Here is a 17,216-nt window from a genome sequence, read left to right as displayed (position 1 = left end):
AAAAAACCAAATGAGCCAATACATTCTTGCCCTGGATCAGGGGACTACCAGTTCACGGGCAGTGGTGGTCAATCACAAAGGATCCATTGTTGCAGTGTCCCAAAAGGAGTTCACCCAAATTTTTCCGAAACCCGGCTGGGTAGAGCACGACCCCAAGGAAATTTGGGCCACGCAAGCGGGAATGGCAGCAGAAGCCGTAAGTCAAAAAGGGTTAAAAGCCGAGCAAATCTCAGCTATTGGTATTACCAACCAACGGGAAACCGTGGTGGTATGGGACAAAAACACAGGCGAACCGGTGTACAATGCCATTGTTTGGCAGGATAAACGAACCGCAGGTTATTGTGACGAACTGAAGTCCCAAGGTAGGTCCGATACGATTCGGGAAAAAACAGGCCTGGTCATAGACGCTTATTTTTCGGGCACCAAAGTAAAATGGATTTTGGATAACGTTGAGGGCGCTCGGGACAAGGCCGAAGCTGGTGATCTTTTGATGGGCACCATTGACACTTGGCTCATCTGGAAAATGACCGAAGGGAACCTTCATATCACCGATGTGACCAACGCTTCCCGAACCTTGTTGTTCAATATTAATAGTATGGATTGGGACCAAGAGCTTCTGGATTTGCTCACTATTCCAAAATCCATGCTTCCCGAAGTAAAACAATCCTGCGAAATCTATGGGCATACCAGCCCCAATTTTTTCGCTTCCAAGATTCCCATTGCGGGTATTGCAGGTGATCAGCAGGCCGCCCTATTTGGGCAAATGTGCACCAAACAAGGGATGGTAAAAAACACCTACGGTACAGGTTGTTTTATGCTGATGAACATTGGCAGTAAACCCATTGTCTCCAAAAACAATTTGCTCACAACGGTAGCTTGGAAAATGAACGGGGAAACCACATACGCATTGGAAGGCAGCGTGTTTATAGCCGGGGCAGTGGTTCAATGGCTACGGGACAGTCTAAAAATCATAAAAACGTCTTCCGAGGTTGAAAAACTGGCTGCATCTGTCAATAGCTCCGAGGGCGTGTATTTGGTTCCTGCCTTTGCGGGCTTGGGAGCACCTTATTGGAACCAGCATGCCCAAGGCACTGTTTTTGGGCTCACACGGGGAAGCACCGATGCCCATATCGCAAGAGCTGCGTTGGAATCCATTGCTTTTCAGACCATGGACATCCTTAGGGCCATGGAAGCCGATTCGGGGATTACCATTAATGAACTACGCGTCGACGGTGGCGCAACCGTGAACAATTTGCTCATGCAGTTCCAAGCTGATGTGTTGGATACTGTAACGGTAAGACCAGAGGTGGTAGAAACCACTGTAATGGGAGCCGCATATTTGGCAGGTTTGGCTGTCGGATATTGGAAAAACCCTGAGGAAATCCAAGGTATTTGGCAGGCCGATGTTCATTTTCAACCTACAACGGAACGCGAAACCATCAATACAAAAATCAAAGGCTGGTATAAGGCCATAAAGGCCTTGGAATTTTGGGCCAATGAATCTTAAATTGCAAACCTAATTTTTAACCGACCAACTACATTATGACTCCTTTCATCTCTGAAATTGTAGGAACTTTTATTTTAATTTTATTGGGATGTGGCGTTAATGCCAACGTTTCCCTTCAGAAAACTTACGGAAATGCTTCTGGGTGGATTGTGATTACCACCGGATGGGCCTTGGCCGTATATACCGGCGTGGTTATAGCGGGCCCACACAGTGGAGCGCACCTCAACCCTGCCGTTACGGTAGGTCTGGCCCTGGCAGGGGAGTTCTCTATTTATGATGTCCCCAGTTATGTGATTGCCCAGTTTATTGGAGCCATGTTGGGGGCCTTTTGTGTTTGGTTGCTGAACAAGAAGCATTTTGATGCCACTGAGGAAGGAGCGACCAAAAGAGGGGTCTTCTGTACAGCTCCGGCCATTCCCAACACTTTTCTTAACCTCTTCAGTGAGATTATGGGCACTTTTGTGTTGATTTTTGCTGTACTCTACTTTACCGATGCCGTCAACACAGCAGACAACACCATCATAGGCTTGGGCTCCTTGGGTGCACTCCCAGTAGCTTTGATTGTTTGGGCCATTGGCCTGTCCTTGGGAGGTACCACCGGATATGCGATCAATCCTGCTCGGGATTTGGGACCTCGTATCATACACGCCTTGGTTCCCATTAAAAACAAGGGTTCCAATGGATGGGGGTACTCCTGGGTTCCGGTAATTGGGCCTATCATAGGCGCTGTATTGGCGGTAGGGGTCTCAATGCTCGTTCAATAAAACTAGGTGTCGTTGGCAATAGCCTGGGCAGCAATATATGCCCCGGTCCACGCATTCTGAAAATTAAATCCGCCAGTAATGGCGTCCACATTGATTATCTCTCCGGCAAAATAAAGGTTGGGGTGGATTTTGCTTTCGAAGGTTTTAAAATTGATTTCTTTTAAATCTATTCCCCCGGCGGTTACAAATTCCTCCTTAAAAGTGCTTTTGCCCTCTACGCGAAAGGAACTTGCGGTTAGTTCCAATGCCAGATTTTGGAGCATTTCCCGGGTTAAATCCGCCCAACGCACCTCGTTGTCGATGCCCGCAGCATGTACTAGTTTAATCCAAAGTCTTTTTGGAAGAGGCAAGGCCTTGGTACGAACGACAGTCTTTTTGGCTTCCACCTCCTTGATTTCCCGGAGCAAACCTTCCATGGAACCTGTGGTGTAGTCGGGTGTCCAATTGACCCGGATTCGAAAATGATATTGATACTCATTTAATATGTTGGCGCCCCAGGCAGATAACTTTAGAATGGCAGGACCGCTCAACCCCCAATGGGTGACCAGCACGGCTCCTTCGGACTGAAGCACGGGTTCTTCTTTTGGTGCACTTTTTAAATTCAGGGAAACCTTGGAGGAAAAAATCTTTTTGGGTGGGATTTCCACCATGGCCTGGGTGCTTACCCCTTGAATTCCATTAAGGCGAGTATCCTTTATATTAAACGTAAACAAGGATGGGACGGGAGGAACGATGTTATGTCCCAGATTTTTGGTGAAGTCCCAAATTTTTGGATTGCTACCTGTGGCCAACAATAGTTTTTTGCCCAGATAATGTTTGTTCATGGTGGTCACCTGCCACCCCGCATCGTTTTCAAGTTTGGTAATCTGCTTTACGCCACTGTTCTTGAGAACTTGAACCCCCAATCGCTTCGCTTCGCCGACCAAACAATCTATAATGGATTGGGAACTGTCGCTTTCGGGAAACACACGCCCATCTTCCTCAATTTTTAGGCGAACTCCCCTAGTCTCAAAAAACTCCATTACATCCCCAGGTCCATGAATGTGGAATGGACCCAATAATTCTTTTTGTCCCCTTGGGTAACTCAACACCAATTCTTTAGGGAGAAACTCGCCATGGGTCACGTTACATCTCCCACCCCCAGAAACCTTCACTTTGGAGAGCACGCTTTTTCCCCTTTCAAAAATTGCAATTTTTAAACCAGGTGCTTGTTCCGCAACATGAATTGCAGCGTAGAATCCTGCAGCACCACCCCCAACAATAATTACGTCCAGCATTAATTTACCCGCTCCGGATAATTTGTGATGATTCCGTCCACGCCAAACTCCTTCATGGCCTCAATATCTTGCGGTTCATTCACCGTCCAAGTGTAGACCTTAAGTCCTTCGTCTTGCATTTTGGAGGTGTTTTCAGCGGTTAATTTTTTAAAGTGTGGGTTGATTGCCATGGCATTCAATTCCTTGGCAACTTCTAGAGCATCGAGAGGATCCTCCTCTGTTAGGATGGCGATATTGGCCTCGGGGTTTAAGTCCCGATAATCCCTAAGCTCGTCCCATTTGAAACTGGAAATAATGATGTTCTCTGCGGCCCATCCTCTTTCCTTGATGTAGTAGTTTGTTATAAAATTGACACGGTCGGCGGTGTTGCTCCCCTTCAACTCAATGTTAAGCGCTACCTGGTTATTGATCAACTTTAGCACATCCTGAAGCATGGGAATGCGGTGATTGCCATCCAAAATAAGCTGATGCAAATCCACAATATTATACTCCTCAATCTTACCTCCCCCATTGGAAAGCCTTTCGACCCTTTCATCATGAAAGACCACTATTTCACCACTGTCAATTTTGAACACGTCAATTTCAATCATGTCCACACCTAAATCCATCGCTTTTTGGACGGATGCCAGGGTATTCTCGGTTTCATGCCCCATGGCGCCTCTATGACCTATGACCAAAGGATTGCTATCCTTCATACCACAACCATTGATTAACAGAGCGATACAGGATAATCGTAGTAAAGCTTTTTTCATTCAGACTCATTTTAACACTAAAAATACGATTTGCAATTGACAATACACAAGCCTTAATCTTGATGGCAAAGCCAATAAAACTCAGTCTTACTTGCGTATTTCTCATTTTTGGCAACCTTTTTTTATCAATTTGTTAAAGTTTATTTAATATTTTTATCGTGTTTCTAACCAAAAAAAACTGACATGTTTTCAAAATCTAATTTACTAGCGACCCTCGCCGCCTTTCTAACCATGTTCCTCCTCGGATATTCAATTTGGGAACATTTATTGGCGGATTTTTTTGCGCAACACACCCTTAAAAGCTTCCTAAACGAAGATATGAACATGGCACTTATTGGCGTAAGCAATGTAATTGCCGCCTTTGCCCTGTCCTCCGTTTATGGTAAATGGGCAAGGGGACAACATAGTGCAAAGGAAGGTTTTCAATATGGGGTTTGGATCGGAATATTCATGGGGTTTGGCAATGGCCTATTGAACCATGCCGTAATGGGATTGATGGATACCACAGGAGCTTTGGTAAATGGAGTGGTAGAGGTATTATTCTATGGTATTATCGGAACCGTGATTGCCTTGGTATATCAAAAAACAGCTACGAAGGAATAAAGGTAATTAACCAACCTTAAATGTTGCGGACCGCTATGCGGTCCGCTTTTTTTTACTGTACACTCAAAATGTACGATTCCAAGGGCGGTAAAGTCAACTGGACATGACCCACACCATTTTCAATGTTCAAAGAAACATCGACTTTTCCGTAGAGCTCTTCTTGTAACTTATAGCTCGGATGTTCCAGTTGCCATTTCTCAATTACATCACCAGGAATCTTTACATCAAGTTCGTATGTTGCTTGGTCATCAAAATTGGAAATGATGATCAGCTTTTCTCGTTCATTCCAACGAACGTAGGAGAGCACCTTATGGTCATATCCCGGGGTGTTATCTTTATTGTAAAAATGGATATCTTGGTATTCCCCCATCAAAGCTTCACTTGTAATGGTGAAATTGAGCAATCGCTGGTAGAAATCCCTTAAGCTTTTTTCATCTTGGCTCAACTGTCCGCCATCAAAGTGCTTGTTGTTTACCCATCGTTGGTGATGCGGCACTCCAACGTAATCAAAAATTGAAGTACGTGTTGGTTTACCAAAGCCTGCGTCTTCGGCCCCTGGTTCACCCACTTCCTGTCCGAAGTAGATCATGGTGGGGGAAGTGCTCAAGGTTGCGGAAACCACCATGGCCGGTTTGCCCAAAAGCGCATTTCCGGCAAAATCGGGACTGGCAATCCGTTGCTCATCATGGTTTTCCAAAAAATGCAGCATATGGTGTTCAATATCCTCCATTCTCTTTTGGACCACGGGAATATGATCCGTCCAACCATAACCTTTCATGATGTGCTTGATACTATCGTAAAGTTCAACTTTATCGTAGAGGTAATCCATTTTGCCCTTTCTGATGTAATCGCGGTACAAGTCGGGATTGTAAACTTCGGCCAACAAAAAAGCCTCTGGATTCTTCATCTTGATGTTGGAATTGAGGTAGCTCCAAAATTCCACGGGCACCATTTCCGCCATGTCATACCGGAAACCATCCACCCCAAAATGCAACCAGAACAAGGCTATATCCTTAAACTTGTTCCAGGAATCGGGAACGGTTTTGTCCTTCCAGAAGTTATAATGAGCCTTATAGTCCTCAGATTCCATCCCATCTGGAAGCTCCACAAAATCCTTGGTTCCATCAGGACGAACCCCATAGTTCACCTTAACGGTTTCATACCAATCATTAAAATCGGGCTGGGGCAATCGTGAGCCATTACCGGTCCACTTAGCTGGATTCTCCTCGAATTTTCCATCCGACAAGGGGTTATCCGCTCCTCCCAATGGCAAATAACCATTTTGCCATTCGGGAACCTTGAATTCCGTTTCCGGAACATAATAGAAGTTGTTATCAACTGCGTATGCCTTCGAGACATCATCATCGGCCCCAAAATCCGCTACCCCTTCAGGATTTGACAATCCCTTATAGTTACGAGCCACATGATTGGGCACAATATCAATGATCACCTTCATCCCGGCCTTATGTGTCCTGTCCACCAGTGCTCTAAACTCCTCCAACCTATTTGCTGGATCCAAGGCTAGATCCGGGTTTACATTGTAGTAGTCCTTCACTGCATAGGGAGAGCCGGCCCGGCCCTTTACTACATCAGGGTCGTCGTTGGATATTCCGTAGGCTGTGTAATCGTTGATCAAAGCATGGTGGGGCACTCCGGTATACCAGATATGCGTCACTCCCAAATCCTTAATCTCGGTCAGTGCCTTTTCCGAAAAATCGGCAAATTTTCCAACCCCATTTTCTTCCAAGGTGCCCCAAGGTTTATTGTTGGTGTTGGTATTGCCAAAAAGTCGAGTGAAAACTTGATAGACAACGGCTTTTTTCTTCATGCTGGGTTCTAGATTGGTCTTGGCGGGTTTTTGTTGGCAAGAAATCAATAGTCCTACCAAGGTAAATATCACAATATGAAGCTTTAGCTTCATGCCTCAATGTTTTTTCCGGGAACAAGGGTCACGGAATTTCCATTTACTTTAATCTCCAAGCCTCCATCTCCCGTTATTTCAAAACTCGTGTTCTTTTCTGAAACCGTAACCGTAACAATCTGGTTCCTGAAGTTGACCTTAAAGGAATACGACCCCCATTGTTTTGGAATCTGTGGGGTAAAGCTAAGCTGCCCGTCCACAACGCGCATACCTCCAAATCCCTCTACAATGCTCATCCAGGTTCCTGCCATGGAAGTGATATGAAGTCCTTCTTCCACTTCCTTGTTATAATCGTCCAAATCCAAACGGGAAGTCCTTAAATAAAAGGTATAGGCCTGTTCCATCCTGCCCAATTTTGCAGCTTGTATACTATGCACACAAGGCGACAAGGAAGATTCGTGAACGGTGAAAGGTTCGTAAAAGTCGAAATGTTTTTCCAGTGCACCTTGGCTGAAGTGATCCTCGAAGAAATAAAATCCTTGCAGCACATCGGCCTGTTTAATGTATGGGGAACGTAAGATTCTGTCCCAACTCCATTTTTGGTTGATGGGGCGTTCGGATTTGTCCAAATCCTGCACTTTTATCATTTCCTTGTCCAAAAATCCATCTTGCTGCAGGAACACTTCGTGCTTTTCGGAAAACGGGAAATACATATTGTTGGCTACTTTGGCCCAATCTGCTGTTTCTTCCGGAGTAATTTTGGTTTTTGCCTTTATTCGTCCGTAATCATCCGGGTAATTTTTTTCAACGACCTCAAGTTGTTCCAAGGTATAGTCTATACACCACTTAGCCAAGTAATTGGTATACCAATTATTGTTGATGTTGTTCTCGTACTCGTTGGGGCCGGTTACCCCCAACATTACATATTGTTGCTTGTCTTCCGAAAAATTCACCCTCTGATGCCAGAATCGGGCAATACCTATCAACACTTCCAGTCCCATTTTGGGTATGTAGCTATAGTCGCCCGTAAATCGGTGGTAATTGAAAATGGCAAAACTGATGGCACCGTTCCTATGGATTTCCTCAAAGGTAATTTCCCATTCGTTATGGCATTCCTCCCCGTTCATGGTCACCATTGGATAGAGTGCCGCCCCATTGGAAAAACCTAGTTTCTCTGCATTTTCTATGGCTTTGTCCAAATGGTTGTATCGATATTCCAAAAGACTCCAGGCAACTTCCTGGTTTTTGGTCGCCATATAAAAGGGTAGGCAATAGGCCTCCGTGTCCCAATAGGTACTTCCCCCATATTTTTCACCTGTAAACCCTTTTGGGCCAATGTTCAACCGTGAATCCTTGCCCAAATATGTTTGGTTCAACTGAAAAATGTTGAACCGAATCCCCTGTTGGGCCTTTACATCGCCTTCGATGGAAATATCACTCATCTCCCAAATTTTGCCCCAGGCCACTTTTTGCTTTTCCAGCAACGTCTCAAATCCCATCGCACTAGCCTGTTTTAGCACAGTCTTGGCGGCATTGACCAGCTGGGAAGCTTCATGGTTTTGCGAAACGGTGTATCCGCCAAGCTTGATCAAAGTGAATGTTTCACCTTTGGAAACGTTTTGTTCAAATTCAATGGAGGCTTCAAGTTCATTTGTAGTCTCTTGTTTGCGCTCCACTTCATTGCCATTGTATTTCGCATCGGCCTGCATAAACGTACAGGTGGCAAAATTGGTCTTCATGGTATGGGACTCAATAAATGCCTGGTTCCCTTGAATCTGCACTTTGGTGGTGTTCCAAAATTTGTCGTCCCAATTGCTGTCTTCATTGGTAATCCCACTGTCCAAATATGGCATAAAGCAAATTTTGGCATTTTGGTTCTGGGGTGTAATTTCATATTGTATAGCTCCCAATTCGTCCAAATCCAAGCTTAAAAATCGGGTAACTTTGACCGCCAGCTCTATCCCATTCTCCATTTGGGCCTTGAAACTCCTTTGGTACCATCCTTCCTTCATGTTTAGTTCACGTCTAAATGCGTTTACCGATTTGCATGAATTTAAATCCAATTGTTCACCATCCACTAGGACGTCAATTCCAATCCAATTGGGCGCATTGAGTACTTTGGCAAAGTATTCGGGATAACCATTTTTCCACCATCCCACACGGGTTTTATCTGGGTAGTAGACCCCCGCTATATAACTTCCTTGAAATGTTGCCCCTGAATAGTGTTCTTCAAAATTGGCCCGCTGACCCATGGCGCCATTTCCAATACTAAAGAGACTCTCGGAAGATTTGATTCGTTCTTTGTTAAACCCTTCTTCTATAATGGACCAAGGGTCTGCCTTTATATAATCTTGATTCATAATCTACAATGATTCGTTGTTGGTAAGTATAAGTTAGCTGTATGCCCTAGAGCAAGGGTGCAAACTTAGTTAATTGTGGAATCTCTTACCACTAAGGTAGGTTCCAAAATTTTGGTCTGATAGGTCTCTTCCTCGGCTTCGCTCTCCACCTTTTCTATGAGCATCTGCGCTGAGACCTCCCCCATTTTTTGTCCGTGTTGAGCGATTACCGTTAAGCTGGGATTGGCATATTGGGAAAGAAAGCCATCTGTGAACCCTATAAACGATATATCCTCAGGAATCCTGAGCCCCTTCTTTTGGGCCAAACGCATGGTATACACGGCGAAAATTTCATTGACACAAAGTACCGCATCAATATCGGTGGATTCAAAAAATTTTTGAATTAACTCCTCATCCATCTCCATGCTGGACAATTTCAAGATCCGGGATTCATCAACATCCAAATTGTGCTCCACCAAAGCCTTCCTGTACCCTTGGGTACGCGCCTTGCTTACGCTTAAATAATCCGCTGTGGTTATAAGCCCTATTTTTTTTCTTCCTTGATCGATCATTTTTTTGGCAGCCATATAGGCCCCCAATTGGTCATCAATAATCACTTTATCGCATTCCACTTCATTGGTGATCCTATCAAAGAGCACTACCGGAATACCCTGTTCGGTTACCTCCTTGAGGTGGTTATAATCGTTTTTTTGTTGGGTTTCTGAGGAGAGGGACATGATAAACCCATCAATACTACCATTGGCCAACATTTCCATATTGATGACCTCTCTATCAAAAGATTCATCGGATGAACACACAATTACGTTGTAACCCCTTGCATTGGCATACTTTTCTATACCCCTGATTACGGTGGTAAAAAAGTGATGGACAATATCCGGAATTACAACCCCAATATTCTTGGTTCGCTTGTTTTTAAGGCTGATGGCAATATTGTTTGGCCGATAGTTATAAAGCTTGGCGAAAGCTTGAATTTTTTCTTTGGTATCCCTGCTTATTTCCTCGCTGTTTTTCAGGGCCTTGGAAACGGTTGATATGGAGACTTCCAGTTCCCTTGCTATATCCTTTAATGTAATCTTTGATTTCAATACTAGCGAAGTTTTATTTGAGGTAGCCTTTTGCGGTTACCTAATATACATTAGATCCTTGTCCCAGTCCAACTTTTTAACAGAATCAAAGCTAGGGTTAAAACCCTAATTTTAATTCGATAAATGCACAAATTTCGGTAAAAAAATAAAAATAGTATATTAGCAATAAGATTGTGTATCCTTCCAATTCTTAGAAGGAAAATTGTGATATAGCCAAAATAAGGGACAAAGGCTTAACAAACCCACAAAATTCTAAAGTTATCAACACGAAACCGTTTTCGTTGCGAAACACACTCCTCTTAACTACCGATTAACCTTTTTTTTATATATGTTTAACAATTGAAATTAACTAAACTCAAAATTAATTATTTATGAAGATTACGCTACTAAAAAGCATTTTGCTTTCTGGGGCATTTTTATGCTTTGGATTGGCAAAAGCCCAGACGGTATCTGGTACTGTTTCAGATGTGAACGGACCTTTACCGGGAGCAAGTGTTCTAGTACAGGGCACGACCAATGGTACGCAGACCGATTTTGATGGTAATTATACCCTCAGCGATGTCGGTGCTTCTGCCGTCATGGTGTTTAGCTACATTGGTTACACTACGCAGACCATTCCTGTGAATGGGCAGACCACGATCAATGTTGTACTTCAGGAAGATGCGCAGGCATTGGACGAAGTTGTTATTATTGGTTATGGTACCACTACAGTGAAGGATGCAACTGGATCGGTCACCGCAGTTACCGCGGAAGACTTTAACGGGGGGGTTATTGCATCTCCTGAACAATTGATCCAAGGTAAGACTGCTGGTGTTAACATCTCGGCGTCGAGTGGTGAGCCAGGAGCTGCCATCCAGGTGAACATCAGGGGTTCCAATTCTGTTCGCTCCAACAACAACCCTTTATTTGTTGTGGACGGTATTCCATTGGCAGGGGGTAACACCTCTCCAGCAGGTGATACTGGTTTTGGACAAACTGCAGTAAGAAACCCATTGAACTTCCTTAACCCGAACGACATTGAGAGCATCAGTATCTTAAAGGATGCTTCTGCGACAGCTATCTACGGTTCTCGTGGTGCTAACGGTGTTGTGATCATTACTACAAAAAGTGGTAAAACAGGGCAAGGCGGAGTGATTGAGTTTTCTTCCAACATGAGTTTTTCCAATCCTATTAGGGAGTATGACCTTTTGAACAGAAATCAATTCTTGTCAGCTGTTACCCAATATGGTGGAAACGCATCGGATGTGGATTTTGGTGCCAATACAGACTGGCAAGATTTCATTACCAGAAATGCCGCTTCCACAAACAACAACATTTCTTATTCACATAATTATGGACAGGGAAATGTAAGGGCAACCTTTAGTTATGGAAAGCAATTCGGTATTGTTAAGAAAACAGATTTGGAGCGTATTACAGGACGTATCAACGCTGTTCATCGTTTCTTTGATGATAAATTGACTTTGGGGATGAATGCCACAATTTCAAGAACCAATGATGAAACTGCACCTTTTAGTGCAACCGCTGGTTTCCGAGGTGATGTATTGGGAGCTGTGTATTCAGCAAATCCAACTTGGCCAACCAATCCTGATTTTACAGATGGTGGAACGCAAATATTGCCTGCCAACTTGTTGGAGTATACACAGCTACAGACCTTTACAGATAGAGTACTGATCAATGGTTCCATTGATTACAAATTCACTCCGGAACTTACAGCCAAAATCAACTTGGGTTACGACAAATCTGAAAGTGAGTCCATTTCAGCAATCTCTTCTAACGTTCAGAACTTGACCGGGATAGAAGAGACTGGTGCTGCTTTCTACAACACCTTGAACAAGGAAAATAGATTGATCGAGGCCACATTGAACTATAGAAAGGACTTTGACAATTCCTCTATCGACATTTTAGCGGGTTACTCCTATCAAGATTTCCAAGAGTTTGGATTGAGTTCCAACGGCCGTGGTTTCTCTACTACGGATTTGAATGAAATGGGAAATGATCTTATTACCACGGTTCAAAGCAATAAAGCAAGCATCAATGGGAGCTTCCAGCAGTTCTACTTTAACGATTCAACTGGTGGAATTGTAGTGAACCGATTGTTCCCGAATGTAGTTGCAGGCGAAGTTGTTGGTTTTGGTGGAGACAGAAGGGTAACTGCAGTTGTTGCCGATCTATTTAATTTCACCGATGAACTTCAGTCGTTCTTTGGTCGTATTAACTATACGTTGCAAGACAAATATTTGTTTACAGCGACTTTAAGGGCTGATGGATCTTCCCGTTTTGGTCCGGAAAACCAATATGGATACTTCCCTTCCGGTGCTTTCGCATGGAAAATGTCTGAAGAAGATTTTATAGGGGATTCCGTATCCACATTGAAACTTAGATTGAGTGCCGGTATCACTGGTAACCAAGACGGTTTGGGATACGGTAATTTTGTTGCTAGACAGCGATTTGGCGGTTTAGGTATCCAAAACGACCTTACTATCAATCCAACTGGTCTTGCCATCGTAGCAACCGATGTTCCCGATTTGCAGTGGGAGCCTACTTTGAACTTGAACGTTGGTTTGGATTTTGGATTTAACAACGATCGATTCAGTGGTAGCATTGATGTCTACAAGAATGAAACAACCGATGTACTATTACAGACTCCTCCCGCAGCTCCTGCAGTAGACCCGTTCCAGTTTGGTAACCAAGATGCCACGATCATTAACCAAGGTATCGAATTTGCCGCTAGCTACGATTGGGTTCAAACGGATGACGTAAACTTTACTACTTCCTTTAACATTGCATACAATGAGAACGAGGTTCAGGATTTTGCTAGTTCAGTAAATACAGGTGAAATTAATGGACAAGGTCTTTCCGGAGCTTTTGCCCAGCGTTTTGAAGCAGGACAATCGTTGTTCTCTTACTACATGGCAATCTTCGAAGGATTCGATTCTGATGGATTCCCTATTTACCAAGATGTTGATGGAAATGGTGTTGGTGATCCTATTGGTGACCAAACCTTTATAGGAGAGGATGCTTTACCAGATATCACTTCCGGTCTTTCTCTTAACCTAAGGGTTAAGAATTGGGATGCCTCTGCCTACTTTGCAGGACAGTTTGGATTCCATGTGTACAATAACTCAGCCAACGGATTCTTTACCGCAGGTTCCATCAACAACGCCAGAAACGTAACCCAAGAAGTGGTTACCAGTGGAGAGGCAGGTGGAGCTTCGGCGGATGTTTCCACACGCTTTTTGGAAAAAGGTGATTTTGTAAGACTACAGAATGCTTCCTTGGGCTACAACTGGCCCGTGAGCGGAGATGGATTATTTAAGTCCTTACGTATTTCATTAACAGGTCAGAACCTGCTATTGATTACGGATTATAGCGGAATTGACCCTGAGGTAACTGTTCAAACAGGAGACTTAGGTTCTGGAATTCCTACAAGAGGGATAGACTGGGCAGCATTCCCAGCAGCTAGAACTTTCACATTAGGAATTAGCGCATCATTTTAATTAAAAAATTGTTTATCATGAAAAGAAACCAAATAAAATTTTATTTGTTATCCTTACTCTCAGTAGGAGCTTTTGTTTCCTGTACTGATTTGGAAATTGAGGAGACTGATTCTATCATCAGTGAGGGTTTCCAAGGCTTGGCTGATCCGGCCTCAGGTGTTGAAGGATTATACAGCACCGTTGCAGGACAGTATGCTGATCAAGCAGCCAAGTTTGCCCTTGACGAAGTAACCACAGACGCCGCCCTGGTACCAACTCGGGGTACGGACTGGGGTGATAACGGTAGATGGAGAAATCTGCATGCACACGAATGGAATGCAGAAGCCACCGATATCGTGACCCCATTTAACCAATGGAACGCTAACCAGTTAGTAGCTTCCCAGATCTTGGATTCAAGAAGTAACCCTTCCCAACAAGATATAGGGGATGCTAGCTTTTTGAGAGCGTATTCCATGTATGTAATTCTGGATTTATTCGGACAGGTTCCGTTTAGGGATACTAGCTTGCCATCGTCTTCTATACCAGAAGTATTGTCAGGTCAAGCTGCAGTTGATTTTATCCTTGCTGATTTGGACGTAGCGATCAACAACCTTCCGTCTGTTGCGGCTGGAAGCGGAGCTGATAACCAAACTGGTAGCAAGGCTGCAGCCAGGTACCTTAAAGCAAAACTACTTTTGAACAAGCACATTTTTGTGAACCAATTGACCGGTGGTGGCGGAAGTCCTGAAGCAGGAGATATGTCACAAGTAATTTCTCTTGTAGATGAAATTGCCGCAGAAGGTTATGCTTTGCAATCAGGTTACTTTGATTTGTTCAGGGATTCCCCTGATACAGAAACTATCTGGTGGTTGGCCGCAGGTACAGGAAACAGAATCTACAACGGCTTGCACTACAACTCTACCTCCAACGGTGGTGGTGGATGGAATGGATTTAGCACCTTGGCTGAATACTATGACCTTTTTGAAGGAGACGCCAACAACAACAGATTGGACAGCGACGGTAATGCAATCGACGGTCAAGAAGAGCGTAGAGGTGGTGTACCTCCTGGAGGAACTCCATTTACAGGTGCCGATCAAACCGAAGAAAGTGATGATGGCTTCGAGCTAGGTTCCAACGTTGGTTTTGGATTCCTTGTAGGTCAACAATACGACTTGGATGGAACTCCATTGAACGACCGTCCTGGAAATCCTTTGGTATTCTCAAGGGAGTTCGTTGATGGAAATGGTGCAAATAGCTTGATCAACAACAGTGAGAGAACTGGTATTCGAGTTCAAAAATACGGTGCCCGTTACAATGGCGGTTTCACCAACCACGAGATTATTTTCCGTTATGCCGATGCACACCTTATGAAGGCTGAAGCGATGATGCGAAGTGGTGGTGACCCAACGGCCATGGTAAATGAGCTTAGGGTACTTAGAGGTGCAACAGCCCTTGGTTCTGTTAGCGAATCTGATCTTTTGGATGAAAGAGCTCGTGAGCTATATGCAGAAACCTGGAGAAGAAACGATATGATTCGTTTTGGTCAATACACCAGACAATGGGAGTTTAAAGCTGCTAACTCTGTTGGAAACGATAAATACAAATTGTTCCCAATACCTAATCCTCAGCTTTTGGCCAATCCAAACTTGGTTCAAAACCCAGGGTACTAGAATCTTAAAAAAGAATAAAAAAGGTTGTCAAAATTTTTGGCGACCTTTTTTATTTAAATTAGCAACAGGGAATGCCCTCAACCTAACAACCAAACAACCAAACAACCAATTTAAGTTATGAGTTCTTCTTTCAGTTCTTGGGATTATCTGGTATTTGCACTATATGCCATTCTTATCTTAGGTGTGGGCCTTTGGGTCTCTCGGGATAAAAAAGGGCATCAAAAAAATGCAGAAGATTATTTCCTTGCAAGTAAGTCCTTGCCATGGTGGGCGATTGGTGCATCATTGATAGCCGCCAACATTTCCGCTGAACAGTTCATTGGAATGTCTGGTTCTGGTTTTGCGGTGGGACTGGCCATTGCTTCCTACGAATGGATGGCTGCACTTACCCTACTTATAGTGGGGAAGTACTTTCTCCCCATATTTATTGAGAAGGGTCTTTATACCATTCCCGAGTTTGTTGAAAAAAGATACTCTACTACATTAAAAACAATTCTTGCACTTTTTTGGATAGCATTATACGTCTTTGTTAATCTCGCCTCTGTTCTCTATTTGGGCTCTTTGGCCATGGAAACCATAATGGGAATTCCCATGATGTATAGCGTAATCGGATTGGCGTTGTTTGCAGCGGCCTACTCCCTTTATGGGGGTCTTTCCGCAGTAGCCTGGACCGATGTGATTCAAGTGGTTTTTCTTGTATTGGGCGGATTGGTCACAACCTATCTTGCATTAAATACGGTATCAGGAGGAGAAGGTGTTGTTGAAGGCATGAAGGTCGTTTATAACAATGTACCTGAAAAGTTTGCCATGATTTTGGATAAATCCAATCCGGAGTATAAGAACTTACCAGGGCTTGGTGTTTTGGTAGGTGGACTTTGGGTTGCCAATCTTTACTATTGGGGATTCAACCAGTACATTATCCAACGGACCCTAGCGGCCAAATCGCTCAAGGAATCCCAAAAAGGGATTCTGCTTGCAGCAGGATTGAAGCTCATCATTCCACTAATTGTAGTGATTCCGGGTATAGCAGCCTATATTATGGTCAACGACCCACAAATTATGGCTAGTTTAGGAGATGGGGCATCCAATAATCTACCCAGCTTGGCACAAGCAGATAAAGCGTATCCTTGGTTGTTACAGTTTTTGCCTGTCGGACTTAAAGGTTTGGCATTTGCAGCCTTGGCTGCTGCCATAGTTTCATCTTTGGCCTCCATGCTCAATTCAACCTCTACCATCTTTACAATGGACATTTACCGGCAGTACATCAACAAGGATGCAAACGATAAGAAAACAGTTAATGTTGGCCGCCTATCAGCTGCTGTGGCATTAATCATCGCTTCTATCATGGCACCTCTTTTGGGGGGAATCGATCAAGCGTTCCAATTTATCCAAGAATATACAGGTATTGTAAGTCCAGGTATATTAGCAGTCTTTTTGTTGGGTCTTTTCTGGAAAAAGACAACCAACAAAGCGGCAATCACAGGTGCTTTGGTTTCCATTCCAATTGCGCTCTATTTTAAGGTAGCGCCCAAAGGTTGGTCCACAAGCTCCCTTTTTGTAGACGTACCATTTCTGGACCAAATGGGATACACAGCCCTATTGACCATGCTAATTATTATTTTGGTGAGTTTAAGACAAAATAAAGGACAAGATGATGCCAAGGGAATCCCGTTAACAAAGGGATTGTTCCAAACGAGCCCTACCTTTAACATAGGTTCGTTTGCCGTATTATTGGTGTTGGCTGTACTTTACGCCTTGTTTTGGAATTAATTCCATATTACTTCAAAGAAATTAACACTTCTTCTATTAAGAGTTAGATTTCAGTCACCTATATTATACCACTTTTGTGAAGCCTTCAGGA

11 protein-coding genes are annotated in these 17,216 nt (G+C 43.7%); 6 read left to right on the top strand and 5 right to left on the bottom strand.

Features of this window, described 5'->3' with window-relative positions; translation table 11 throughout:
* The first annotated feature begins 10 nt into the window (after positions 1–10).
* Complete coding sequence (gene glpK, locus M3P07_RS13990) at positions 11–1,507, top strand: glycerol kinase GlpK (RefSeq protein ID WP_249970552.1); 1,497 nt, start codon at positions 11–13, stop codon at positions 1,505–1,507.
* Positions 1,508–1,542: 35 nt separating this feature from the next.
* On the top strand, positions 1,543–2,271 hold the full coding sequence (locus tag M3P07_RS13985) for an MIP/aquaporin family protein (protein WP_249970551.1): 729 nt from the start codon (positions 1,543–1,545) through the stop codon (positions 2,269–2,271).
* A 2-nt stretch (positions 2,272–2,273) separates the two neighbouring features.
* On the opposite strand, the gene M3P07_RS13980 is transcribed toward M3P07_RS13985, so the two are convergent.
* Both M3P07_RS13980 and M3P07_RS13975 read right to left on the bottom strand, forming a co-directional pair.
* Positions 2,274–3,548: a BaiN/RdsA family NAD(P)/FAD-dependent oxidoreductase gene (locus M3P07_RS13980; RefSeq protein ID WP_249970550.1), complete on the bottom strand. Its 1,275-nt coding sequence runs from the start codon at positions 3,546–3,548 to the stop codon at positions 2,274–2,276.
* Positions 3,548–4,300 carry a glycerophosphodiester phosphodiesterase gene (locus M3P07_RS13975; protein WP_249970549.1) on the bottom strand — a complete coding sequence of 251 codons (753 nt, stop codon included), beginning with the start codon at positions 4,298–4,300 and terminating at the stop codon, positions 3,548–3,550. Before M3P07_RS13975 ends, M3P07_RS13980 begins: the two co-directional genes overlap by 1 nt.
* Before the next feature lie 183 nt (positions 4,301–4,483).
* On the opposite strand from M3P07_RS13975, the gene M3P07_RS13970 reads away from it, so the two are divergent.
* Positions 4,484–4,903 carry a hypothetical protein gene (locus M3P07_RS13970; RefSeq protein ID WP_249970548.1) on the top strand — a complete coding sequence of 140 codons (420 nt, stop codon included), beginning with the start codon at positions 4,484–4,486 and terminating at the stop codon, positions 4,901–4,903.
* Positions 4,904–4,955: 52 nt separating this feature from the next.
* Here M3P07_RS13970 and M3P07_RS13965 read toward each other — a convergent pair whose 3' ends face one another.
* The 3 genes from M3P07_RS13965 to M3P07_RS13955 all read right to left on the bottom strand — a co-directional run bounded on the left by M3P07_RS13965 (position 4,956) and on the right by M3P07_RS13955 (position 10,209).
* Entirely contained in the window at positions 4,956–6,824 is a 1,869-nt protein-coding gene (locus tag M3P07_RS13965; RefSeq protein ID WP_249970547.1) for an alpha-amylase family glycosyl hydrolase, read from the bottom strand.
* Positions 6,821–9,124, bottom strand: coding sequence for a glycoside hydrolase family 65 protein (locus M3P07_RS13960; protein ID WP_249970546.1), 2,304 nt, complete (start codon positions 9,122–9,124; stop codon positions 6,821–6,823). Before M3P07_RS13960 ends, M3P07_RS13965 begins: the two co-directional genes overlap by 4 nt.
* A 65-nt stretch (positions 9,125–9,189) precedes the next feature.
* Entirely contained in the window at positions 9,190–10,209 is a 1,020-nt protein-coding gene (locus M3P07_RS13955; protein WP_249970545.1) for a LacI family DNA-binding transcriptional regulator, read from the bottom strand.
* A gap of 371 nt (positions 10,210–10,580) precedes the next feature.
* Here M3P07_RS13955 and M3P07_RS13950 point away from each other — a divergent pair, with 371 nt between their 5' ends.
* The 3 genes from M3P07_RS13950 to M3P07_RS13940 all read left to right on the top strand — a co-directional run bounded on the left by M3P07_RS13950 (position 10,581) and on the right by M3P07_RS13940 (position 17,125).
* A complete protein-coding gene (locus M3P07_RS13950; RefSeq protein ID WP_249970544.1) occupies positions 10,581–13,706 on the top strand; it encodes a SusC/RagA family TonB-linked outer membrane protein in 3,126 nt (1,041 codons plus the stop codon).
* A gap of 17 nt (positions 13,707–13,723) precedes the next feature.
* Positions 13,724–15,355 carry a RagB/SusD family nutrient uptake outer membrane protein gene (locus M3P07_RS13945; protein ID WP_249970543.1) on the top strand — a complete coding sequence of 544 codons (1,632 nt, stop codon included), beginning with the start codon at positions 13,724–13,726 and terminating at the stop codon, positions 15,353–15,355.
* 117 nt (positions 15,356–15,472) lie between these two features.
* Positions 15,473–17,125: a sodium/sugar symporter gene (locus M3P07_RS13940; RefSeq protein ID WP_249970542.1), complete on the top strand. Its 1,653-nt coding sequence runs from the start codon at positions 15,473–15,475 to the stop codon at positions 17,123–17,125.
* Positions 17,126–17,216 lie beyond the last annotated feature (91 nt).

The sequence above is a fragment of the Flagellimonas myxillae genome (assembly GCF_023502235.1).
GTDB classification, from domain to species: Bacteria; Bacteroidota; Bacteroidia; order Flavobacteriales; family Flavobacteriaceae; genus Flagellimonas; species Flagellimonas myxillae.
The sequence above is the reverse complement of the archived record's forward strand: the minus strand, read 5'-3'. Positions and strand labels throughout refer to the sequence as shown.